Raw genomic sequence first — 23,963 nt, forward strand, 5'->3', positions numbered from 1 at the left:
CATCATAATGAGAATTATCTTACCGGGAGTATTGTTTCTGTTTCTCTGCGATTTGTCATCTTTACTACGACAAAGTTTTACCCGCTGCGGCGTGGCTGTTATGCTGCGCGCTACCTTAAAAAGTGATGAAAGGAAAACCCATGACAACCCCAACGTTTGACACGATCGAAGCGCAGGCCAGCTATGGCATTGGTTTGCAGGTAGGGCAGCAGCTTAGCGACTCCGGCTTACAGGGGCTGTTGCCGGAAGCGCTGGTCGCCGGTATTGCTGACGCCCTGGCAGGTAAACAACCGGCTGTGCCGGTGGATGTTGTTCATCGTGCGCTGCGTGAAATCCACGAACGTGCGGACGCAGTGCGTCGTGCGCGCTTTGAAGAGATGGCGGCAGAAGGCGTGAAATATCTGGACGAAAACCGTGAGAAAGAGGGTGTGAACAGCACGGAGTCTGGTTTGCAGTTCCGCGTTATCAATCAGGGCGAAGGCGCTATCCCGGCGCGTACTGACCGTGTTCGCGTTCACTACACCGGTAAACTGATCGACGGTACCGTGTTCGACAGCTCCGTCGCGCGTGGCGAACCGGCTGAATTCCCGGTAAACGGCGTGATTGGCGGCTGGATCGAAGCGCTGACGCTGATGCCGGTTGGCTCCAAATGGGAACTGACGATTCCGCACGAACTGGCCTACGGCGAGCGTGGCGCGGGCGCGTCCATCCCGCCATTCAGCACCCTGGTATTCGAAGTGGAATTACTGGAAATCCTGTAATCTTCCCGATGTTTTCCTCTCCTCGTCAGGGGAGAGGAAGACGATGTTGCGTGAATCATTCATTAAATGAATTAGTTTCGATACTTTATCTTGCTATGCGCGCATTGCGGTGTATTTTTGTGAACTCCATCCCCTAATTTGAGTGATATGCTGCTCACTTTAAACAAATATTTAACATCTCTTTTAATTCAGAGTATTCATCCTACCCATTCTTACCTAATATCGTTGCGTCCGCGAATGGGCGAAGTATGCAATTAAAGGCCAGAAGAGCCTCAACAACACAGACAGGATATAAACATGGTAGATCAGGCAAAAGTCGTGGCTGACGAAGAGGCTTCGACTGAACAATCGCTACGGCGCAATCTTACAAACCGTCATATTCAGCTAATCGCTATAGGTGGTGCCATCGGTACCGGGCTGTTTATGGGCTCCGGGAAAACCATCAGCCTTGCAGGACCGTCGATCATTTTTGTCTATATGATCATCGGGTTCATGCTGTTTTTCGTCATGCGTGCGATGGGTGAGTTGCTGCTGTCGAACCTTGAGTACAAATCTTTTAGCGACTTCGCCGCCGACCTGCTCGGACCGTGGGCGGGGTATTTTACCGGCTGGACATACTGGTTCTGCTGGGTAGTCACCGGGATGGCCGATGTGGTGGCGATCACCGCTTACGCACAATTCTGGTTCCCTGGATTATCCGACTGGATAGTGGCGTTGACCATTGTCCTGGTGCTGCTGAGCCTGAACCTTGCCACCGTAAAAATGTTCGGCGAGATGGAGTTCTGGTTCGCGATGATCAAAATCGTCGCCATTGTGGCGCTGATTGTTGTTGGTCTGGTGATGGTGCTGACCAGTTTCAAATCGCCGACCGGGGTCGAAGCCTCTGTTGCGCATTTGTGGAATGACGGCGGCTGGTTCCCGAAAGGCATCAGCGGCTTCTTTGCCGGTTTCCAGATCGCGGTCTTTGCCTTTGTGGGGATTGAGCTGGTCGGAACGACAGCGGCAGAAACCAAAGACCCGGAAAAGTCGCTGCCGCGCGCGATTAACTCCATTCCGATCCGCATCATTATGTTCTATGTGTTTGCGTTGATTGTGATTATGTCCGTGACCCCATGGAGTTCCGTGGTGCCGGATAAGAGCCCGTTTGTTGAACTGTTTGTTCTGGTGGGCCTGCCTGCCGCAGCGAGCATTATCAACTTTGTGGTGCTGACGTCTGCTGCGTCTTCCGCGAACAGCGGCGTGTTCTCCACCAGCCGTATGCTGTTCGGCCTGGCGCAAGATGGCGTGGCGCCAAAAGCGTTCGGTAAGCTCTCTAAACGTGCGGTACCGGCGAAAGGGCTGACCTTCTCTTGTATCTGCCTGCTGGGCGGTGTGGTGATGCTGTACGTGAACCCAAGTGCGATTGCGGCGTTCACCATGATTACCACCGTTTCGGCCATCCTGTTTATGTTTGTCTGGACGATTATCCTCTGCTCTTACCTCGTCTACCGTAAACAGCGTCCGCAACTGCATGAAGCGTCCATCTACAAAATGCCGCTTGGCAAAGTGATGTGCTGGGTATGCATGGCGTTCTTTGTGTTCGTACTGGTGTTGCTGACGCTCGAAGAGGACACTCGTCAGGCGCTGATCGTCACCCCAATCTGGTTTATTGTGCTGGGCGCGGGCTGGCTGATTGTGGGTAAAAAACGCCTGGCAGGTATGCGCTAGTATTCGTAGACCTTGCATCCGGCAGACATAAAAAAGAGCCGCGCAGGCGGCTCTAAAGACTTCCATGAATCAGGCGCTCTCAGGGGCGCCTTTGCTTATTCTCCAGCGAGGGCACGCGGAAACAGAACGTTGTTTTCCAGACTGATGTGTTCCATCAGGTCGTCGATCAATTCATTGATACCGTTGTACATTGCTTTCCAGGTGGTGCAGGCTTCCGGCGGCGGCGTCACGCCATTGGTAATGTGCTTGATCACTTCCAGCAGTTCGCCTGCATCATCATGCTCGCTTTCCATCACGCTGATTGGCCCCATCGCATGGCTGCCCATCCCCTCTTTAATCATCGGGAACAGGATGCGCTCTTCTTTCATCATGTGGCTGGAAAGCTCGTCGTGCAGCATGGTCAGGTATTTGGTTAACCCTTTTGGCACGTTGGGTTTATCGGCATGTACGCGCTCCACTTTGGTCGCCTGCAGGATAAGCTCCGGCAGTTGTTCGCGGTGGCGGTCGTGGTAACGCACGATAATGTGATCGATGATTTCGCTCAAGGCGGCGATGCGCCAGTCTTTCTCGATGGGCTGCTCTGCCAGCTTTGCCAGTTCGGTTTCAATGATGCCAACATCCAGTTCTTTGCGGGACGCGGCGCGCTCCAGCGTCTGCTTACCGCCGCAGCAGTAATCCATATCGTATTTACGAAACAGCGCTGACGCACGTGGAATGGATAGCGCCAGTTCACCCAGGGATTGGTCACGGAAAGCCATAGCAGTTACCTCATCAGAAATTATAACATGCATTTTAAATGCATCTTTTATTCGATGATATACCCCTTTCGGGGCAGGGTAAACAAGACCACGATTAACCGTGGTCTGAAACTGACTGAACCAGAGGCTTTTCTGGCTTCGCGCGTACGGCCATGACCACGCCGCAAACCACCAGGGCGATACCACAGAGGGTGAGCAACGGCGGCATTTGCTGACGTAGCATGAAGGTATAAAGCAGGCCCGCAAGGGTTTCAAAAACAATCAGTGGCCCGACAATAACCGTGGGTAAACGCTGACTGGCAACATTCCAGCACATAGCGCCGACCCAGGAGCAGAGCACAGCAATCGCGAACATCAAACCGAGAAACACCGCGGGGCGCGGGCCAAAGGGTTGGGCAAAATCAGGCTGTTGCGCACTCAGCCACAGACAGGCAGCAGCATAGCCGAGTAAAGAGACGGGGAGTGTCACCAGTGCCTGCGCGGTTGCCCACATCATCGGGTTCTTGTCCGGGTTTTCCCGCAGCCAGCGGGCGTTACGCAGCGCATACCACGCCCAGCAGGCGACGGAAACCAGCGCAAGGGCAATGCCGGAGCCATAGCGCCACCAGGAGAACGCCGGCAGGCCGCCGTGCAGTTCGGCTATGTTGACGCAGGCCAGTCCCGCCGTAATACAGAGCAGTGCCGGGGCGAGGCTGGTCCAGGTGCGTTTACCGTCACGCTGGCTGTAGAGCAGATTTGCACATATCGGGATAACAACCGGCAGGGTGCCAATGATCATCGTCGAAACCGGTGCCCCGGTGCGCTGAATGGCGCTGGCAAGACAGACGTAATAGATGAGATTGCCCATCATGGTCAGCGCCAGCGCGGTGAGCCAGTCTTTCTGCGTTAACTGCCGTAAACGCTGGCGGCCCAGCCACGCCAGCGGCAGGGCAATTATCCCCAACGCCAGATAACGACCGGTTGACTGCAATGCCGCCGGGTAATCCGGCACAATTAACGGCCCGACAAAAATAAGCCCCCACAACATCCCCGCGAGCAGGGCATACAACACACCACTAATCATACTTCCACCTGACGTTTCTGTTTGCCGTCACAGTGTAGGAAAGGAGGGGAACGGAATATTGTATGAGATTGCGCATTAGCGCCGGACGACCTGCTTCTGGTAGCGCACGGGGGTAATGCCGTAACGACGCGTAAAGGCGCGGGTGAGGTGTGACTGGTCAGTCAGCCCGGTGGCTGCGGCTACTTCGGCGGCGGGCATCCCGTGGGTCAGGAAATCTTTCGCCCGCCACAGACGAATCGCCATCAGCATTTGGTGGGGTGTCACGTGAAAATGGGCTTTGAACTGACGCTGAAAATGGTACGGGCTCAACGAGACCACCTGCGCCAGCTCATCCAGCGTCAGGGGGTGCATAAAATTGTCATGCAGATAGTCACGGACCCGCTCAAAACGATGAGCGCCTTCCTGACTGACCGGCGCGTGACGTGCAAGCGGTGTGAAGGTGTCGATCAGGTCCAGCAGCATCCCTTTTTGCGCCAGCGAATCCTCGGTGTGCCAGAGTCCATGAATCAGGCGGCAAATCTTGACTGTGCGCAGGGGATCGTGGCGAGTAGCATCGCTAAACCACCAGTGGCGGATACCGGTCACCTCTTCCAGCAACGCGGGGTCAAGGTAGATCATGCGATAGCGCCAGCCATCCGCGGTCTCAGCCTCACCGGTATGCAGTTCGTCGGGGTTCATGGTGACAACGGAATTGGCAGGCGCAACGTACTGCGTACCGCGATAACGAAAGCGTTCGGCACCCGCTTCGATTGCGCCAATACCAAAGGCTTCGTGGGTGTGGGGTTCGAAGGCATAACGGGAGATATGCGCATGGTACAACTCCACCCCTGGCAATTGCGCCAGGTGGCGAAAACGCGCGCTGTCTCTCTCGTCAAAGAATTGTTCCGGTACGCCTTCCACTTTTCGCCTCCGCTCAGGTCATCTTCTCATTATTAAGGATGACCCGGCGGCGTGCTACAAAAATTAACCAGCCTGTAACAGCTACAGGATGCCTTTGACGCTTTCCGCGAGCGGGGTGGTCGGGCGACCAATCAGCTTGCTCAGGGTATGGCTGTCATCGAACAGACCTCCTTTCGAGGCACCGATATCCGAGTCAGCCAGCAGGTTAGCGAACACATCTGGCAGACCAACACCCTTTAACGCACCCGCAAAATCGGCTTCGCTCAGGTTCTGATACACCACCGGTTTACCGCTCTGTTTGCTCAGTTCAGCCGCCAGTTCGCTGAGTGTCCAGGCGCTGTCACCGGCCAGTTCGTAGACTTTCCCGGTATGGCCCTCTGTGCTGATAACGCGTGCGGCGGCAGCGGCGTAATCTGCGCGGGTGGCCGAGGCGATTTTGCCGTCTCCCGCAGCGCCGATGAAGACACCATGAGCCAGAGCCGCCGGGGCGCTGGCCAGGTAATTTTCGGTATACCAGCCATTACGCAGCAGGGCGTAAGGGATGCCGGAATCAGCCAACATTTTTTCGGTTTCAACGTGCTCAACATGCAGACCGAGCGGAGATTTATCCGCATGCAACAGGCTGGTATAGGCGATAAATTTCACCCCTGCCGCTTTGGCTGCATTGATCACGTTACGATGCTGCGCGGCGCGCTGGCCCACTTCGCTGGAGGAGACCAGCAGCAGTTTTTCTACGCCCGACAGTGCCGCCGTTAGCGCCGCCTGGTCGCCGTAGTCGGCCTGGCGAACGACGACACCTTTCTGAGCCAGTGCGTCAGCTTTTGCCGGGTTACGTACAATCGCGACGAGCTCACTCGCTTTGACGGTTTTCAGTAATTCTTCAACAGCCAGTGCGCCCAGTTGGCCTGTAGCGCCGGTAATTGCGATCATGATGATTCCTCTTCGTATTTGTCTTGTGTTGTGGCACACTATCACCTTAACTAACTTTTAGTAAGTACGTACAAAAAGGTAAGTATGGAAGGCATAAATCCCACCCTGAGCGAGCGGATGCGCGACGGTAATCTGTTTGCTGAGGAGTGCCCCTCCCGTGAGGTGCTTAAACACGTGACCAGCCGCTGGGGCGTATTGATTCTGGTGGCGCTGCGCCACGGCACCCACCGTTTCAGCGATTTACGCCGCAAAATGGGCGGTGTCAGCGAAAAGATGCTGGCGCAATCGCTGCAGGCGCTCGAAATGGACGGTTTTATTAACCGCATTTCGTATCCGGTGGTGCCGCCGCATGTGGAGTATAGCCTGACGCCGCTGGGTGAGCAGGTGAGCGAGAAAGTGGCCGCGCTGGCCGACTGGATTGAGCTGAATTTGCCGCAGGTGCTGGCGACGCGAGACGACCGCGCCGCCTGAGTGAACCCGGATGGCGGCGTGAACGCCTTGTCCGGGCTACAGTTGCGGGATAAACGAGCTTACTTACTTAAATCCACCTGATAGAGCGCAAAGCCAATCTCGTCCGTACCGACCTTCTTCATCGGGTACTGCGCTTTCTCTTTGATAAACGCGGCCGCCTTCTCAGAAGGTGAGGTTTCGAAACGGATATCCAGCGCCGTATTACTGTGAATCGGCGCCAGGCGCCAGTTGTTATCCGCTGCCGGGTGGATTTCTCCCGCTTTTGCCGATTCGTCGGTTATCCATTTTGCCAGCACCGCGCGGTTTTCATCCGGCGAGGCAAAAGCGATATGGCTGTCACCCGTTCCCGCAAACTTACCGCCATAGGCGCGGTAGTTATTGGTTGCCACCAGGAACACCTGGTTGGGATCGATCGGTTTGCCGTTAAAGGTCAGATCTTTAATACGCTCAGCTTGCGGGTTGATGCTCTGGCACTCGCCGTCATAACGCGCAGGCTGCGTCACATCAATCTGGTATTTCACCCCATCAATCACATCGAAGTTATAGGTACGGAAGGTCTCCCAGTTGATGAGTGACTGAGGCTTCGTGCTGTTGATATCGATCTGATTAAACTGCCCGGCGGAGCACTCCAGCCACTCTTTCACCTCTTTGCCCGTCGCTTTCACGACCACCAGTGTGTTGGGGTAGAGATACAAGTCGGCGGCGTTACGGAAGGTGAGCTGCCCTTTTTCGACCTCGACAAAACTGGCCGGATCGTTTTTACGTCCGCCTGCTTTGAACGGGGCGGCGGCAGACAAGACCGGCAGGTTCGCCAGATCCGGATCGCCCTGAATAAAGTGCTTCACATAAGCGGTCTGGGCGTTGTTGACAACCTGGACGGTTGGGTCATCCTGTACAAGGGAGAGGAAGCTGTACATGTTGTCGGCGGATTTACCGATAGGCTTGCCGACGAACTGACGGGTGGCATCGTGGTCGTGTTTCAGGATTTCCACCAGTTTGCTGTCTTCTGCGGCCAGCGATTTTTTGGCGGCGGCGTCATAAATCGGGCGCGCTTCGGCTTTTGACGAAGCGACCTGCCACTTCCCGGCATCGTTATTCAATACCAGATCCACCACGCCGAGGTGGTCGCCCCACATTCCTGGCATCACTGACGGCACGCCATTTAAGGTTCCTTTGGCGATATCCGCTCCTTTAATGGCGGCGAAATCTTTCGACGGGAAGACCGCATGGGCATGGCCAAACAGAATAGCGTCAACGCCGGGGACTTCGCTTAAGTAGTAGACGGAGTTTTCCGCCATCGCCTGATAAGGTTCAGAAGAGAGGCCGGAGTGGGCAACCAGCACCACCAGGTCGGCCCCTTTTTCGCGCATCTCTGGCACATATTTCTTCGCCGTTTCGGTGATGTCATTAACCGTGACTTTGCCGCTCAGGTTGGCTTTATCCCACACCATGATTTGCGGCGGGACAAAGCCGATATAGCCAATCTTCAGAGTATGTGTTTTACCATCGGTATCGGTAACGGCGGTCTCTTTAATGAGATACGGAGTAAACAGCGGCTTTTGGGTTTTGACATCGATAATATTGGCATTCACGTAGGGGAATTTTGCCCCTTCCAGCGCCCGGTGCAGATAATCCAGGCCATAGTTGAATTCGTGATTGCCGAGGTTGCCCACGGTGTAGTCCAGCGTATTCAGCGCCTTATAGACAGGGTGGATGTCGCCCTTTTTCAGCCCTTTGGCTGCCATATAATCACCGAGCGGGCTGCCCTGAATTAAGTCGCCGTTGTCCACCAGCACGCTATTTTTGACTTCTTTTCTGGCGGCATTGATCAGGCTGGCGGTACGCACCAGGCCAAATTTTTCTGTCGCAGAATCTTTATAGTAATCAAAGTCCATCATGTTGCTATGCAAATCAGTGGTTTCCATAATCCGGAGATCCACCGTCGCCGCTTGTACGCTGGCTGCTATCAACGTGGCAAGGAGCGTTGCGCTAAACTTAATCATCAGAGGTGTCCTTTTTAGATCTGAGCCACAAAAGAAATGATATGTACATTTTGTTGCTTACAGAATTGTGAATTCTGCCATGAAATTTGCCACATAAATGCAACAACTATCACACCTGGCAGATTCGACCTGAATGCGATATAAGTAAAACAATGAGTTATACCCGTGATACTTCATGTTGCATGAGCGTTGGCAGCGTTCACTCACCCGAATCACTTGCTGAGGTAAGCGCATCGGGATTCACTCACTTGCCGCCTTCCCGCAATGTGAATTATTGAGGGTAAAGACCCCACTGCCATAAATAAGAGGTGGATGATGTTAGAAGCCATTTGTCAGCTCGCGCGAGAAGCGGGCGATGCCATTATGCAGGTCTACGACGGCAATAAGCCGATGGATGTAACCAGCAAATCCGACGATTCCCCCGTAACGGCCGCCGATATTGCCGCGCATGCGGTGATTGCTGGCGGGCTACAGGCGCTGACGCCGGATATTCCGGTTCTGTCGGAAGAAGATCCCCCCTCCTGGAGCGTTCGTCAGCACTGGCAGCGTTACTGGCTGGTCGATCCGCTGGACGGCACCAAAGAGTTTATAAAGCGTAACGGTGAGTTCACGGTGAATATCGCCCTGATTGAAAAAGGGAAACCGGTACTTGGCGTCGTTTATGCCCCGGTGCTTAAAGTGATGTATTGCGCGGCGGAAGGTAAAGCGTGGAAAGAGGAAAACGGCACGCGGACGCAGATTAAAGTGCGTGACGCGCGTCCGCCGCTGGTGGTGGTAAGCCGTTCCCACGCGGATGACGAACTGAAAGAGTATTTAACCCAGTTGGGCGAACATCAGACGACCGCGATTGGTTCATCGCTGAAATTCTGCCTGGTGGCAGAGGGACAGGCTCAACTGTATCCGCGTTTCGGGCCGACCAGCGTCTGGGATACGGCGGCAGGCCATGCGGTAGCCGTGGCAGCCGGGGCACATGTTCACGACTGGCAGGGAAAAACCCTGGATTACACGCCGCGTGAATCTTTCCTGAACCCCGGCTTTCGGGTGTCGATTTACTGACTATCGAGTAATTTATGCAGCAGGGCGATGACCTGCTGCACTTCCGCCTGTGTCAGCCCGCCGTCTTTGACATATTGCACCCGTCCGTCTTTATCCAGCACAACGATGGCTGAACTGCCTTCATCCAGTTGCCAGGCCTTTCGCGCTACACCATCACTGTCGACAATAAACTGTGACCAGGGATAGAGCTTTTTGTTGCTCTCAATACTGCTGCGCACAAACATTGCTGAGCCGGGGATAGCATCATCTGTATTGATGATGGTCGTCGTCTGGTAACGATCGTGAGGTAAATTTGCGGCCTTGATCGCTTCAATCAGCGCGGCATTTTTCTCTTTGGCAGAGGTCCGACCGGCAATATGTTGCACCACTCGCACTTTGCCAGGAAGCTGCGCGCTGTTCCAGTTTTTGTAGCTAAACTTATCGTTATTGAGAATCAATTCCCCTCTGTCAGCGATGCCCACAGGCGGTACTCGTTGGCTGGTTTCAAAATTGTGGGCTTGCGCCAGGAGCGGCAGTAGCAGGCAGGTGGCTGCCAGGATGTTACGTAAGGTCATGGTGTTTCCTTTTATTGTTTGCAGGTGATCCGACCACTTAACTCAACCTTTTAATCATAAGTGCGATCAATGTGCTTTTCCCGCAAACGGGATGCCAGTTTGCGGGTTAACGCACATAACGGCGAAAAAACGACGACTTATACTGCCTGTTCGTAAGCGCTGAAAAGAAAATTCTGAATAACTGTAATCAAAAGGTAAATAAACTTATACATACTAGGTCTCATGTTGTTTCTGAACTATGCTCATTGAGCACCAAAATTTGCGCTCATCACTGTTGGGCCAAGCGTGGCACCGCAAGGGCGTATTACTTAGCAGGAGATACAAAAATGAAAATTTTCCAACGTTACAACCCACTTCAGGTGGCTAAGTACGTGAAAATCCTGTTCCGTGGACGGTTGTACATCAAGGACGTTGGCGCTTTCGAGTTTGATAAAGGCAAGATCCTTATCCCGAAAGTGAAGGACAAACAGCACTTTACTGTGATGTCCGAAGTCAACCGTCAGGTTATGCGTCTGCAAACTGAGATGGCTTAACCAACCCACTATGCTATGCAGTAATCGCAGTACAACAAAAACGGCTCCGTCAGGGAGCCGTTGATGTTTTCAGGGGAGAATCGCCGCTGAATGGCAGGCAAGAAAAAAGGCGGAAATTACGCCGCCTTTTATGTAGTGATTTGCCGTCGCGCTTATTCGCTTTTCTCTTCAGCATCCGGCAACTTTGGCGTTAACACCGTGGCCTTATTATCAATCCGCGTGACCAGCAACTGGTCGATACGGTAGTTATCAATGTCCACGACTTCGAACTTATAGCCGGAGTACTTCACCGAGTCGGTACGTTTCGGGATTTTGCGCAGCATGAACATCATAAAGCCGCCAATCGTCTCGTAATTGCCGGACTGAGGGAACTCGTCGATATCCAGTACCCGCATCACGTCATCAATTGGCGTGCCGCCGTCAATCAGCCATGAGTTTTCATCACGCGCGACGATTTGTTCTTCCAGCCCCTGACCGACCAGGTCGCCCATCAGCGTGGTCATTACGTCGTTGAGGGTGATAATCCCCACCACCAACGCATACTCGTTCATGATGACCGCAAAGTCTTCACCTGCCGTTTTAAAGCTTTCCAACGCTTCGGAGAGCGTTAACGTATCCGGCACAATAAGCGTGTTGCGGATTTGTACGCCGCTGCTCAGCACCAGGCTTTGGTTAGCCAGTACGCGAATAAGCAGGTCTTTTGAGTCGACGTAACCAACGATATGGTCAATGTCTTCATTACATACGAGGAACTTGGAGTGCGGGTTTTCAGCGACTTTTCGTTTTAAGCTTTGCTCATCTTCATGCAGATCAAACCACACCACGTTTTCGCGCGATGTCATTGACGATGGTACCGTGCGCGATTCCAGCTCAAACACATTCTCAATCAGCTCATGCTCTTGCTTACGCAGCACCCCGGCCAGCGCGCCAGCCTCGAAGATGGCATAGACATCATCAGACGTGATGTCGTCTTTACGCACCATTGGCAGCTTGAAGATGCGGAAAATAATGTTAGCCATGCCGTTAAAAAACCACACCAGCGGGCGGAAGAGAAACAGGCAGAAGCGCATCGGGTTGATAATGCGCAAAGCCACAACTTCAGGCGCGATCATACCGATGCGTTTCGGGGTCAGGTCGGCGAACAGGATAAACATCCCCGTTACCAGCGAGAACGAAATAATAAAGCTCAGACGGTCTGCCAGCTCTGGCGACACCACGGTGACTAAGATGCTGTAGAACGCGGGGGAGAAAGCGGCATCACCCACGATACCACCCAGGATGGCAACGGCATTCAGGCCGATTTGCACCACGGTAAAAAAGGTGCCGGGGTTTTCCTGCATTTTTAAAATGCGTTGCGCATTGACGTTGCCATCATCGGCAAGCAGTTTCAGTTTTATTTTTCTGGAAGCGGCAAGCGAAATCTCAGATAGCGAGAAGAATGCACTTACGACTATCAGACAGAGTATGACTAAGATGCTGTTTAACATAATTTATCCAGCTATAAGCGGGATCCTCGGAGGGAAGTTGAAAAATCCTTGTGGTAAACACATTGAAAGCGAGTCCGAAGCGGTGGACCTACAATTTCGACGGCTAGTATAGCGTAAGCGTGTTACAGCCTGCCAGCAGTGTAAGCAGTTTGTTACATGTTGATGGGAGTTTTTCTCATTTGTGAGTTCGTTTCTTGCTCTAATGGCGCAATGCGTAGTCGCTTTTCAGGTGTAGCCTTTATCCACAGGGGTGAGCAATGCGTCAATGAAAGAGCAAAAGGAGTAATAAGAGGATTTTTATATATTCCTGTGGCACGCTATTACTTCCTTTTACTCGCGCTAAGGTTTTGCCTTTAATTTCTATTTTGTGGATGTGACCTTTTCGTTATTACGGTCGTATTCTCTTTCGTAACGATTAAAGCAACCACTCCAGTTTCTTTAAGGGAACTGAGCGATACATGTAGCCCTGAACCGCCCAGATGCCGCAATCCTGTAGTACTGAAAATTCCCACGTACTTTGTACGCCGTCGATAATGACGCGATCCGAATATGATTTTCGGATGTTCTTAATCAGTTCAGGGAAAGTGGGTTTCTGCACCTGTTTATGGTAGAAGTCTCGATTAATCACCACGGCCTGGCGGACGTTTTCCCGCCATAGCCCAAATAACGCAGGATCTTCCTGTTTCATTAATGTCAGGTGTGGAAACTGTTCTGCAGTATCTGTAAGATTCCTGGGGTTGTTAACATAAAACAAAAGCCCATTTTCGACAGAGAAGTCAGAACAATACTTCAGGTGATGGCTGTGCGGGGGATGATCGCTACAGTCCATTGAAAATCCAACAATTGTGCCATTCAGGCTGTGAATGGGTATTACGCTAACCCGGTCCATATCCTTTCCTTGTTAATGCCTAGATATATCTAATATTGATCGCTAAAAGTTATTAATCAATCATTTATTGATCGATAATTAATATCAATATATATACCTATCAAAGGTTATTTCTTTGATAGTTAGCGCATTTGTACATTGTCACTTGTGCAAAGAACGTTGTTAAGCAGTAATGGTGCTGGCACTGACTTCACCATGAAGGCGGCTTTTTTATGGTCGTAAGACGTCCTTCCTTACCTGAGGATATTCTGGAGTTTTCCACTGTTTATATGTTAAAAAATAAATAAAAATATCAATTCATATTCATTTCGTAATAAATGACACTGCAAATGGGCAGGGCGTTTCGCAACAAGGGGTTACATCAACTGATGCACCTTACTGAACGGTATTGGCGCATAAAGTCCGCAACAGGCCCAAATGCCCGCCTCTTCAAGTGCCCGACGGTTAATATTATTGTCTGTTTTTATAATAACTTTTTCGCAATAACGCTTTAAATTTTGGATAAGATACGGAAACGTATTTTTGTTTAGCTCGTTGTTCGTAAAGGTTTCATCCAAAACGATTGCCTCACAGTACTGCGTAAAGGGCGCGTTTTCATTCCCTACATGACTCAGCCAGATACCATTTTTACTTTTTGCTAAATCCTGTATGGCTGTTTCAAATGTTTGGTTGATTTGTAATTTTACAAAAGGAAGTCGAGCCAGCGTTGCCTGTAATACTAAGTCGAACGTTAATAGCATTGCGATCTCTTCATCGGTGATGGAGACCAGGCAGAACAAATCACGCTTTTTAAAAAAATCGGCTTTATTGCCAATGGCATTCATTAAATCAAAAAGATAAGTTCTTTTTTTTTCGAGGCTGTTCAGGACAAGCGTTTTTCTTGGGTAGATTTTAACGCCCAGTAGTTGACCGTGTGGAGTGGTTATCCTTTCTGCTAAGTAAGGCATATAAAATCTCCCTCCAGGTGGTATTCACATCGCTTTCTCAAAAACACGCTTACAACGTGTGTAACACATACTAAGAGCATATTGCGACAGGTGGTGTCACTCTTAAATGGAAATTTATCTGAAATACGCTTATGAAAAAGATTGTTATATATGACAGATTTTACTTAAGTTCAAAACGTGGAAAAGATAAAAAACTTCTCAATAAAATTAACAGGATACACTTATCTCGTAATACAGTTCAGGCATGCGAAATTAAACCAGTAATGACGAGTAAATAGCGTGGCCGGTTGAGAAAGAATAGCGAAAGTTAAAGCGAGAATTCCCAGGGGGCAGGTGCTTCGTGAAAACCGGTTCAGGAAGCTGAACCGGTAATAAAGGAATATCAGGCCAGTTGCGGCGGCAGGCAAACGCCAATGCCACCAATGCCGCAATATCCATAGGGATTTTTATGCAAATATTGCTGATGATCGTCTTCGGCATAGTAGAACGGCGGTGCGTTAACAATCTCCGTTGTAATAGTTCGATCATCATTAGCGGCCCGCATTGCCGCCTGGAAACGTTCGAGGCTGGCGTGGGCGGCGGTGCTCTGCTCGGGCGTCTGCGGATAAATGGCGGAGCGGTATTGCGTGCCGTGGTCATTGCCCTGACGCATCCCCTGGGCCGGATCGTGGTTTTCCCAGAACACGTGCAGAAGCTGCTCATAACTGATCACCGACGGGTCATACACTACGCGAACCGCTTCGGCATGGCCCGTCTGTCCGGTACACACTTCGCGATAGGTTGGGTTCGGCGTATAACCGCCCATGTAACCTGCCGCCGTGCTGTAGACACCGGGCAGTTGCCAGAACAGACGTTCGACGCCCCAGAAGCAACCCATTGCGAAATAAGCGGTCTCCATCCCTTCCGGCACGTTTGTCATGGAGTGCTCGTTAACAGCATGTAGCGTGGCAACGGGCATTGGCGTGTTACGTCCGGGTAACGCATCCGATTGAGTAACAAGGTTTTTCTTATCAAACAGACTCATGGTGAGGCCTCCCATAAGCGCAAATTGCGGTTAAGGTTGTAACGAAGCGTCTCTTTTAACACAATAAACGCGGTAAATCAGACTAGATTTAAACATAAGAAATATTTGGGGTGTCGTCCGTTTTTCAATCCACATATTGGATTTTTTACAAGCCGCGGAGCGGTGTTGACGTTTCCTTCCAGGGGTGGGAACAAGGGATATTCAGGAGAAAACGTGCCAAAAATCCGTACTTTATGTTTTGCCGGTTTGTTGCTGGCAAGCCATAGCGCCATGTCGGCAAACGTCCGATTGCAACTGGAAGGGTTGACCGGAGCGCTGCAGAAAAATGTTCGCGCTCAGCTTTCCACCATCGAGAGCGACGAAGTGACGCCGGACAAGCGATTTCAGGCGCGTGTTGATGACGCCATCCGTGAAGGTTTGAAAGCGCTGGGATATTACGAACCCACTATCGAGTTCGAGCTTCGCCCACCGCCGGCGAAAGGGCGGCAGGTATTGATTGCGCGTGTCTCGGCAGGACAACCGGTACGCATCGGCGGCACGGATGTGATCCTGCGCGGCGGTGCACGTACCGATGAAGATTATATTGCATTGCTAAAAAAGCGCCCGGAAAAAGGCACGGTGCTGAACCACGGTGATTACGACGGTTTTAAGAAATCACTGACCCGCGTTGCCTTGCGCAAAGGCTATTTCGATAGCCACTACAACCACAGCCAGTTGGGCATCGCGCTTGACCGGCATCAGGCATTCTGGGATATCGACTATGACAGCGGCCAACGCTACCGTTTCGGAGATGTGACCTTCGAAGGTTCGCAAATCCGCGAAGAGTATCTGCAAAATCTGGTGCCGTTTAAAAAAGGTGATTACTACCAGACCAAAGATCTGGCGGAACTTAACCGCCGCCTGTCGGCTACCGGCTGGTTTAACTCGGTGGTGGTGGCGCCGGAGTTTGATAAAGCCAGAGAAAGCAAGGTACTACCTTTAAAAGGTGTCGTCGCACCGCGTATTGAAAATACCATTGAGACGGGCATCGGCTATTCCACCGACGTAGGTCCGCGCGTCAAAGCCACATGGAAAAAACCGTGGATAAACTCCTATGGCCACAGCTTTACCACCACTGCCAGCGTCTCTGCGCCGGAACAACAGCTTGATTTCAGCTACAAAGTTCCGCTGCTCAAAAACCCGCTTGAGCAATATTATCTGATTCAGGGCGGATTTAAGCGCACCGATTTAAATGATACCGAAGCGGACTCCACCACGCTTGCGGTGTCCCGTTACTGGGATCTCTCCAGCGGCTGGCAGCGCGCCATTAATCTGCGCTGGAGCCTCGACCACTTTACGCAGGCGAGCGTAACCAACACCACCATGCTGCTTTATCCGGGGGTGATGATCAGCCGTACCCGTTCGCGCGGCGGCCTGATGCCGACCTGGGGTGATTCCCAGCGTTATTCCATCGATTACTCCAGCACCGCCTGGGGCTCGGATGTGGAGTTTATCGTGATGCAGGCGCAAAACGCCTGGATCCGCACGTTATATGACCGCCACCGTTTTGTGGCCCGTGGCAACCTGGGGTGGATTGAAACCGACGATTTTAACCGCGTACCGCCGGATTTGCGCTTCTTTGCCGGGGGTGATCGCAGCATTCGCGGCTATAAATACAAATCTATCGCGCCGAAGGATGATGACGGAAAGCTGATCGGGGCCTCGAAAATGGCCACCGGATCGCTGGAATATCAGTACAACGTGACGGGTAAATGGTGGGGCGCGGTCTTTGTCGACAGCGGTGAGGCCGTGAGCGATATCCGCCGCAGTGATTTCAAAACCGGTACCGGCGTCGGGGTGCGCTGGCAATCACCGGTTGGCCCGATCAAATTCGATCTGGCCGTTCCGGTCGGCGATAAAGACGAGCACGGATTACAGTTTTACATCGGTTTGGGGCCTGAATTATGAGTTTATGGAAGAAGATAAGCCTCGGCGTACTGGTGTTTATCCTGTTAGTGCTGGGGACGGTTATTTTTCTCGTCGGGACGACGAGCGGGTTACATCTGCTGTTTAAGGCCGCCAACCGTTGGGTTCCGGGGCTGGAAATCGGCCAGGTGACCGGCGGCTGGCGCGATTTATCGCTGAAAAACATTCGTTACGATCAGCCGGGTATCGCGGTGAATGCAGGAGAGTTTCATCTGGCGGTGAAACTGGGCTGCCTGCGTGACAGTAGCCTGTGCGTGAACGATATCTCGCTAAAAGATATCAATGTGGTCATCGATACCAAAAAGATGCCACCTGCCGCGCCGGTGAAAGAAGAGGATAACGGGCCGTTAAACCTTTCCACGCCATATCCCATTACGTTAAGCCGCGTGGCCCTCAATAACGTCAATATCAATATTGATGACACGACCGTCTCCGTCATGAACTTCTCCTCTGCCCTGAACTGGGAAGAGAAGAACCTGACCCTGAAACCCACCTCGCTGAGCGGCCTGCTGATTGCCCTGCCGAAAGTGGCGAAGGTGGCGCAGGAACAGGTGGTGGAGCCGAAGGTTGAGAATCCGAAACCGGATGAACTGCCGCTGGGTGAATCCCTTAAGCAACTCTTCGCCAAACCGCTGCTGCCGCAGATGACGGATGTGCATCTGCCGCTCAATCTCAATATTGAAGAATTTCGCGGTGAGCAGCTTCGCTTAACCGGCGACACTGATATTACGGTCAGCAATATGCTGCTCAAAGTGAGCAGCATTGACGGCAATATGAAGCTTGATGCGTTCGATATCGATTCAAATCAGGGCACGCTTAATGCCATGGGCACAGCGACATTGCGGGATAACTGGCCGGTGGATATCACGCTCAACAGCACCCTGAATGTCGATCCGATGAAAGGCGAGAAAGTGAAACTCAAAGTCGGCGGCGAGATGCGCAAGCAACTGGAGTTTGGCGTCAACCTGTCCGGCCCGGTGGATATTGTTCTGCGTGGGCAAACACAGCTTGCCGAGGCGGGGCTGCCGCTCAATCTGGACATCACCAGCGAGCAGCTCTACTGGCCATTTACCGGTGAAAAACAGTATCAGGCCGACGACCTTAAGCTCAAGCTGACCGGCAAAATGACTGACTACACGCTGTCGTTCCGCACGGCGGTAAAGGGTCAGGACGTACCACCAGCCACCATCACTCTGGACGGTAAAGGTAACGAGCAGCAAATCAGCATCGACAAGCTGAGCGTAGCCGCGCTGGAAGGGAAAACCGAACTCAAAGCCTTGCTCGACTGGCAGCAGGCGATTAGCTGGCGCGGTGAGTTAACGCTGGACGGTATCAACACCGCAAAAACCTTCCCGGACTGGCCTGCAAAACTGAACGGGCTGGCGAAAATGCGCGGCAGTCTCTACGGCGGAACCTGGCAGCTTGATATCCCGGAGCTGAAACTCGCCGGGAACGTGAAACAAAATAAAGTCAGCGTTGACGGGCAGCTTAAAGGCAACAGCTATATGCAGTGGACCATTCCAGGGCTGCATCTGGAACTGGGACGCAACAAAGCCGATGTCAAAGGCGAACTGGGGGTAAAAGATCTTAACCTGGATGCCAACATCGACGCGCCAGGTCTGGATAACGCACTGCCAGGGCTGGGCGGTACGGCTAAAGGACTGGTGAATATTCGCGGTACGGTGGATGCGCCACAGGTAATGGCGGATATCACCGCCAACAATCTGCGCTGGCAAGCGCTGCGTGTAGCCCGTGTCCTGGTGAAAGGGGATGTGAAATCGACCGATCAGCTTGCCGGTACGATGAATGTGCGGGTTGAACGCCTCTCTCAGCCTGGGGTGAATATCAGCCTGGCAACGCTTGCTGCCAAAGGCAGTGAAAAGCAGCACGAGCTTGAGTTGCGGGTGCAGGGCGAGCCGGTCGCCGGGCAGTTAAAACTGGCCGGGAGTTTTGATCGCAACGAACAGCGCTGGAAGGGCACTCTTAGCGATACACGTTTCACCACGCCCGTCGGGCCAGTTGCCCTGAACCGTGAAATCGCGCTGGATTACCGTAATCAGGAACAGAAGATCAGTATTGGGCCACACTGCTGGACCAACCCGAATGCGGAGCTTTGCGTGCCGCAGACGATTGATGCCGGGGCGCAGGGGCGTGCGGTGGTCAATCTGAACCGCTTCGACCTGGCGATGCTGAAACCCTTTATGCCGGATACCACCCAGGCCAGCGGCACATTTAGCGGTAAGGCTGATGTCTCGTGGGATGCCACCAAAGAAGGCTTGCCGCAGGGTGAAGTGACGCTATCCGGGCGTAACGTCAAAGTGACCCAGGTCGTGAACGATGCACCGCTGCCGGTCGCCTTCGAAACGCTGAACCTTAACGCGAAGTTGCAGAATAACCGTGCGGATTTAGGCTGGCTGATCCGTCTGACCAATAACGGACAGTTTGACGGGCAGGTGCAGGTCACCGATCCGCAGGGGCGGCGTAACCTTGGCGGTAACGTTAATATCCGCAATTTCTCGCTGGCGATGGCTAACGCCATCTTTACGCGCGGCGAGAAAGCGGCGGGTACGCTGAACGCTAACCTACGGCTCGGCGGGAATCTGCAAAGCCCGCAATTGTTCGGGCAGATGCAGCTCAACGGTGTGGATGTGGAAGGTAACTTCATGCCGTTCGATATGCAGCCCAGCCAACTGGCAATGAACTTCAATGGCACCACGTCGACCCTGCAAGGGGTGGTGCGGACCCAGCGTGGACAGATTAACCTGAGCGGTGATGCGGACTGGAGCCAGATTAACAACTGGCGTGCCCGCGTGGCGGCACAGGGGAGCAAGGTGCGCATTACCGTGCCGCCTATGGTGCGTCTGGACGTCTCCCCTGACCTGGTGTTCGAGGCTACGCCGACGCTGTTTACGCTCGATGGCCGGGTCGATGTGCCCTGGGCGCGGATCGTCGTGCATGATTTGCCGGAAAGCGCGGTTGGCACCTCCAGTGATGAAGTGATGCTCAATGCGGATCTGAAACCGGAAAAACCGAAAAGCGCGGCGATTCCGATTAACAGTAATTTGATTGTGCATGTCGGCAATAATGTGCGGATGGATGCTTTCGGACTGAAAGCACGGCTGACCGGCGATCTGAAAGTCACTCAGGATCAACAAGGGCTTGGCCTTAACGGGCAAATCAATATTCCGGAAGGGCGCTATCACGCTTATGGTCAGGATTTGATTGTGCGTAAGGGGGAGCTGATTTTCTCCGGCCCCGTCGATCAGCCGCTGCTGAATATCGAGGCGATTCGTAACCCGGATGCCACCGAGAACGACGTGACCGCCGGGGTGCGTATTACCGGCACGGCAGATGAACCGAAAGCGGAGATCTTCTCCGACCCGGCGATGTCGCAGCAAGAGGCGCTCTCTTACCTGCTTCGCGGGCAGGGTCTGGAGAGCGGACAAAGCGATAGTGCGGCAATGACTTCAGCCTTAGTGGGCCTGGGGGTTGCACAAAGTGGTCAGGTTGTGGGTAAAATCGGCGAGACGTTTGGCGTAAGCAATCTGGCGCTGGACACCGAAGGGGTGGGAGACTCCTCCCAGGTGGTGGTCAGCGGCTATGTACTGCCGGGTCTACAGGTAAAATATGGTGTGGGTATTTTTGACTCACTGGCGACTCTCACGTTACGTTATCGCCTGATGCCTAAGCTGTATCTGGAAGCGGTGTCTGGCTTAGATCAGGCACTTGATCTGCTCTATCAGTTTGAGTTTTAGCAATGCGAATATTTGTCTACGGCAGTTTACGACGCAAGCAAGGCAACAGCCACTGGATGACCAATGCTCAGTGGCTGGGCGATTATTGCGTTGAAGATTATCAACTCTACAGTCTGGGGCACTACCCTGGCGCTGTACCAGGTGATGGCAGTGTGCTGGGTGAAGTTTACCGCATTGATGCGACAACGCTTGGCGAACTGGACGCGCTACGTACCGCTGGGGGCGAATATAAACGGCAGCTTATCCAGACGCCTTATGGCAGCGCCTGGATGTATGTGTACCAACGGCCGGTGGAGGGGAAAACGTTTATCCCTACCGGCAACTGGTTAGACAGAGACCAGTATTAATACAAACACGCCACCCTCGGGTGGCGTTGTTTTTTGTCCCGCAGGCGTTGTCCGGTTACCAGTGCTTAATCAGCGATGCGCCGATGTCGGCGATTTTTTTGTTTCGTTCGTCCATGGTCGCCTGCGTTTCGGTGATGTAGATAACGACGATGCGGGCCGGTTTGCCATCAGGCCCCAGCGCGGCAACAATACCGCGAGAACCCCGTTCCCCCGCTCCCGTTTTATCGGCGATAAACCAGCCCGCTGGCATGACCGAGCGAATCAGCGGCCCACCGACTTTATCTGCTTCCATCCAGGCCATTAATTGCTGCTGTGATGCTGGTGTCAGTATCTTGCCGGTGAGAAGCTGGCGTAGCGTCTGCGCCATGGCCTCAGGCGTTGTCGTATCACGCTCATCGCCAGGCAACGCTTCATTCAACGCGGTTTCCCATCGGTCGAGACGGGTGATCCGATCGCCCGCTTTACGCAGGAACGCCGTAAGTTCGGACGGTCCACCGATCGCAGACAGCAGCAGGTTGCCCGCCGTGTTATCACTCATTGTGATGGCGGCGCTGCACAGTTCGGCCACGGTCATCCCGTCGGTAAGGTGTTTTTCCGTTACCGGCGAGTACGCGACCAGGTCCTGCTTACGATACTGTATACGACGGGTAAGCTGCTCCTGCCCGGCATCCACCCGCGATAAGACCGCGCCGCACAGTAGCACTTTAAAAGTACTCATCATGGGAAAACGTTCTTGTGGACGATAGCTGCCCAGCATCTGACCGTTGGCTAGGTTCAATTCGGCATAGCCCACTCGTGCGTTAAGCTGGTCCTCGGCTTTTTTTACGGTCTCCAGCGTGAGCGGGTGAGCAAAAGCTGGCAGGCAAAAGGCGGTCAGCAGGGAGATAAAGTGCAAACGAAACCGTGGCATAGAGATACGTTTCCTTGTGGTTATTTCGGGCTTGGGGGGCAATCACACAACGGTATGCATTGTAGAGGTATATGTTTACCAAAGCGTGATGAATTCGGGGATAAAGAATCGCACAGTTAATGAAAGCGGGGGAGATGCAGCGCCCTCCGACTCAAAGGCGAATGGCGCTGCTGCTGATTACGCGGCGTTTTGCCGCAATTTGAACTGGCTTACGGCTTCTAACAGCTCTTCTGCCTGGCGCTGCATTTGATGCGCGGCAGCCGACGATTCCTGCGACAGCGTGGCGTTCTGCTGGGTTGCGGTATCCATATGCGTCACCGCCACGTTCACCTGATCGATACCGGTGCTCTGCTCTTTGCTGGCGGCGGAAATGGACTCCACCAGCTCGCTCACCTGCTGCACGCTACGCAAAATTTCAGTCATTGCGGAACCGGCGCTTTGTACCTGCGCGTTCCCTTCGGCGATACGGTTAACGGAATTGTCGATCAGGTTACGAATATCCCGCGCCGCAGAGGCAGAACGTTGCGCCAGGGCGCGGACTTCGGAGGCAACGACAGCGAAACCTCGTCCTTCGGCACCCGCGCGTGCGGCCTCGACGGCGGCATTCAGCGCCAGGATATTGGTCTGGAAGGCAATACTGTCAATCACACCGATGATGTTATTAATCTGGCTGGAGAGCTGGTGGATGTCGCTCATGGTTTGCACCACGCGCTCCACGGCCTGGCCGCCCTGGCCTGCGATAGTGAATGCGTCGCGGGCGATAGTGCTGGCAAAACGCGAGTTCTCGGCGTTGCTTTTCACCACAGAGGTGAGCTCCTCCATGGAGGCGGCCGTTTCTTCCAGCGCGCTCGCCTGCGCCTCGTTACGTGAAGAGAGTTCCCGGCTACCGGTGGCAATTTGCACCGATGCCGAGGCTATGGATTCCGTGCTGTGGCGAACACCGTGGACGATGCGGGTCAGGTTGCCGTTCATCTCCTGCAAGGCGTGCATCAGTTCGGCTGTCTCGTCGCGCCCGGTGATACTAAAGGTTGTCTGCAAATCACCAGAGGCCACCGTGCGGGCAACGGTAACGGCTTGTGCCAGCGGATGGGTAATGCTGCGCACCAGCCACCAGGTGATAATCCCACCGGCCAGCATGGTCAGCGCCATGGCGATCAGCAACATCAGGCGGGTTTGCTGATATTGCGCCAGGTTGCGCGCGTCCGTCTCCACGTGAATGGCATTGGCGTGTTTCAGCGTCCGCTCTACTACCTCGTCAATCATCCGTGTTGGCTCCCGGTCAATGCCGGTCACCAGTTTGTCGACGCGCTGGGCACTGGTAGGGTCGCTCAGATCGTATTGCTGTAGTGCGCTCAGGTAGTGTGCTTCAAGCTCAGCATGGAGCTTGCGAGTCTGTTCAACCTGTGCGTTATCCATGCCAAGTTGTGGCAACATCGCGCTCAGTTTTTCCAGCAGTTGCTGCGTTTTTTGGCTCTGGGAAACAAAGGCGGCTTTGTATTTATCAAAAGTCTCTTGTCCCTGAGAGCCGCGTAGTAGCGTGTTCTTCCATTCCTGAACCTGGATTTTGAACTGCACCTGGGCGTTACGCGCGGTATCAATGCTCTCAACAAGCACCTTCTCCGTTGCCATCATTTTCTGATTCTGCCCAAAGCTGTCACTGTTTATCGCCAGCCCCCGCAAGCCGATAAACAGCGTTGCCAGCAGTAACAGAGTTGCCATCAGGCCGAGTCGTTGCCCAATTGTGAAGTGATTAAGTTTCATGTTGTTCCCCGGTGGAATGAAAGAGCATGGTCACAAAAGAGGTATCGACCCGCGTGGGGCGGACTTTACAGAGGTCGGAAGGCGGTTGTGGGGCGTGTTTGGGTTATATCGTTCAAACGCATGGAAAAAGAATTTTGTGACG

The 23,963-nt window shown here is 53.2% G+C and carries 20 protein-coding genes; 8 read left to right on the forward strand and 12 right to left on the reverse strand.

Features of this window, described 5'->3' with window-relative positions; translation table 11 throughout:
* The first annotated feature begins 140 nt into the window (after nucleotides 1-140).
* Together fklB and cycA are read left to right on the forward strand one after the other, a co-directional pair.
* On the forward strand, nucleotides 141-761 hold the full coding sequence (gene fklB, locus IP582_RS02335; RefSeq protein ID WP_193794964.1) for an FKBP-type peptidyl-prolyl cis-trans isomerase: 621 nt from the start codon (nucleotides 141-143) through the stop codon (nucleotides 759-761).
* Nucleotides 762-1,058: 297 nt separating this feature from the next.
* Nucleotides 1,059-2,468, forward strand: coding sequence for a D-serine/D-alanine/glycine transporter (gene cycA, locus IP582_RS02340; RefSeq protein ID WP_193794965.1), 1,410 nt, complete (start codon nucleotides 1,059-1,061; stop codon nucleotides 2,466-2,468).
* Nucleotides 2,469-2,563: 95 nt separating this feature from the next.
* On the opposite strand, the gene ytfE is transcribed toward cycA, so the two are convergent.
* The 4 genes from ytfE to IP582_RS02360 all read right to left on the reverse strand — a co-directional run bounded on the left by ytfE (nucleotide 2,564) and on the right by IP582_RS02360 (nucleotide 6,119).
* Nucleotides 2,564-3,226, reverse strand: coding sequence for an iron-sulfur cluster repair protein YtfE (gene ytfE, locus IP582_RS02345; protein ID WP_193794966.1), 663 nt, complete (start codon nucleotides 3,224-3,226; stop codon nucleotides 2,564-2,566).
* A gap of 94 nt (nucleotides 3,227-3,320) precedes the next feature.
* On the reverse strand, nucleotides 3,321-4,289 hold the full coding sequence (locus tag IP582_RS02350; RefSeq protein ID WP_193794967.1) for a DMT family transporter: 969 nt from the start codon (nucleotides 4,287-4,289) through the stop codon (nucleotides 3,321-3,323).
* Between the two features lie 75 nt (nucleotides 4,290-4,364).
* Nucleotides 4,365-5,189 carry an AraC family transcriptional regulator gene (locus IP582_RS02355; protein WP_039077779.1) on the reverse strand — a complete coding sequence of 275 codons (825 nt, stop codon included), beginning with the start codon at nucleotides 5,187-5,189 and terminating at the stop codon, nucleotides 4,365-4,367.
* An 81-nt stretch (nucleotides 5,190-5,270) separates the two neighbouring features.
* Complete coding sequence (locus IP582_RS02360; protein WP_193794968.1) at nucleotides 5,271-6,119, reverse strand: SDR family oxidoreductase; 849 nt, start codon at nucleotides 6,117-6,119, stop codon at nucleotides 5,271-5,273.
* An 84-nt stretch (nucleotides 6,120-6,203) separates the two neighbouring features.
* On the opposite strand from IP582_RS02360, the gene IP582_RS02365 reads away from it, so the two are divergent.
* Nucleotides 6,204-6,590, forward strand: a complete 387-nt coding sequence (locus IP582_RS02365; RefSeq protein ID WP_039077777.1) for a helix-turn-helix domain-containing protein — start codon at nucleotides 6,204-6,206, stop codon at nucleotides 6,588-6,590.
* A 59-nt stretch (nucleotides 6,591-6,649) separates the two neighbouring features.
* On the opposite strand, the gene IP582_RS02370 is transcribed toward IP582_RS02365, so the two are convergent.
* Entirely contained in the window at nucleotides 6,650-8,593 is a 1,944-nt protein-coding gene (locus IP582_RS02370) for a bifunctional 2',3'-cyclic-nucleotide 2'-phosphodiesterase/3'-nucleotidase (RefSeq protein WP_193794969.1), read from the reverse strand.
* A 315-nt stretch (nucleotides 8,594-8,908) separates the two neighbouring features.
* On the opposite strand from IP582_RS02370, the gene cysQ reads away from it, so the two are divergent.
* Nucleotides 8,909-9,649, forward strand: coding sequence for a 3'(2'),5'-bisphosphate nucleotidase CysQ (cysQ, locus tag IP582_RS02375; protein ID WP_193796170.1), 741 nt, complete (start codon nucleotides 8,909-8,911; stop codon nucleotides 9,647-9,649).
* Here the strand turns inward: cysQ and IP582_RS02380 are convergent.
* Entirely contained in the window at nucleotides 9,643-10,203 is a 561-nt protein-coding gene (locus IP582_RS02380; RefSeq protein ID WP_193794970.1) for a YtfJ family protein, read from the reverse strand. The two genes, cysQ and IP582_RS02380, sit on opposite strands and share 7 nt — an antisense overlap.
* 326 nt (nucleotides 10,204-10,529) lie before the next feature.
* Between IP582_RS02380 and IP582_RS02385 the strand changes: the two genes are divergently transcribed.
* A complete protein-coding gene (locus IP582_RS02385; protein WP_039077773.1) occupies nucleotides 10,530-10,736 on the forward strand; it encodes a DUF1107 domain-containing protein in 207 nt (68 codons plus the stop codon).
* 152 nt (nucleotides 10,737-10,888) lie between these two features.
* On the opposite strand, the gene IP582_RS02390 is transcribed toward IP582_RS02385, so the two are convergent.
* The 4 genes from IP582_RS02390 to msrA all read right to left on the reverse strand — a co-directional run bounded on the left by IP582_RS02390 (nucleotide 10,889) and on the right by msrA (nucleotide 15,083).
* A complete protein-coding gene (locus IP582_RS02390; protein ID WP_039077772.1) occupies nucleotides 10,889-12,223 on the reverse strand; it encodes a hemolysin family protein in 1,335 nt (444 codons plus the stop codon).
* Between the two features lie 415 nt (nucleotides 12,224-12,638).
* On the reverse strand, nucleotides 12,639-13,112 hold the full coding sequence (locus IP582_RS02395) for a hypothetical protein (RefSeq protein ID WP_193794971.1): 474 nt from the start codon (nucleotides 13,110-13,112) through the stop codon (nucleotides 12,639-12,641).
* A gap of 356 nt (nucleotides 13,113-13,468) precedes the next feature.
* Complete coding sequence (locus IP582_RS02400) at nucleotides 13,469-14,059, reverse strand: hypothetical protein (RefSeq protein WP_071193491.1); 591 nt, start codon at nucleotides 14,057-14,059, stop codon at nucleotides 13,469-13,471.
* A gap of 382 nt (nucleotides 14,060-14,441) precedes the next feature.
* Nucleotides 14,442-15,083: a peptide-methionine (S)-S-oxide reductase MsrA gene (gene msrA / locus IP582_RS02405; protein ID WP_193794972.1), complete on the reverse strand. Its 642-nt coding sequence runs from the start codon at nucleotides 15,081-15,083 to the stop codon at nucleotides 14,442-14,444.
* A gap of 213 nt (nucleotides 15,084-15,296) precedes the next feature.
* Between msrA and tamA the strand changes: the two genes are divergently transcribed.
* The 3 genes from tamA to IP582_RS02420 are packed head-to-tail and all read left to right on the forward strand — an operon-like array spanning nucleotide 15,297 to nucleotide 21,150.
* A complete protein-coding gene (tamA, locus tag IP582_RS02410; RefSeq protein WP_193794973.1) occupies nucleotides 15,297-17,030 on the forward strand; it encodes an autotransporter assembly complex protein TamA in 1,734 nt (577 codons plus the stop codon).
* A complete protein-coding gene (gene tamB / locus IP582_RS02415) occupies nucleotides 17,027-20,803 on the forward strand; it encodes an autotransporter assembly complex protein TamB (RefSeq protein WP_193794974.1) in 3,777 nt (1,258 codons plus the stop codon). Before tamA ends, tamB begins: the two co-directional genes overlap by 4 nt.
* Nucleotides 20,804-20,805: 2 nt before the next feature.
* A complete protein-coding gene (locus tag IP582_RS02420; protein ID WP_039077766.1) occupies nucleotides 20,806-21,150 on the forward strand; it encodes a gamma-glutamylcyclotransferase in 345 nt (114 codons plus the stop codon).
* Between the two features lie 55 nt (nucleotides 21,151-21,205).
* Here the strand turns inward: IP582_RS02420 and bla are convergent, their stop codons facing one another.
* Together bla and IP582_RS02430 are read right to left on the reverse strand one after the other, a co-directional pair.
* On the reverse strand, nucleotides 21,206-22,060 hold the full coding sequence (bla, locus tag IP582_RS02425) for a class A beta-lactamase (protein ID WP_193794975.1): 855 nt from the start codon (nucleotides 22,058-22,060) through the stop codon (nucleotides 21,206-21,208).
* 177 nt (nucleotides 22,061-22,237) lie between these two features.
* Entirely contained in the window at nucleotides 22,238-23,821 is a 1,584-nt protein-coding gene (locus IP582_RS02430) for a methyl-accepting chemotaxis protein (RefSeq protein WP_193794976.1), read from the reverse strand.
* Nucleotides 23,822-23,963 lie beyond the last annotated feature (142 nt).

This window comes from Citrobacter sp. BDA59-3 (assembly GCF_015167655.1).
Classification (GTDB): Bacteria; Pseudomonadota; Gammaproteobacteria; order Enterobacterales; family Enterobacteriaceae; genus Phytobacter; species Phytobacter diazotrophicus.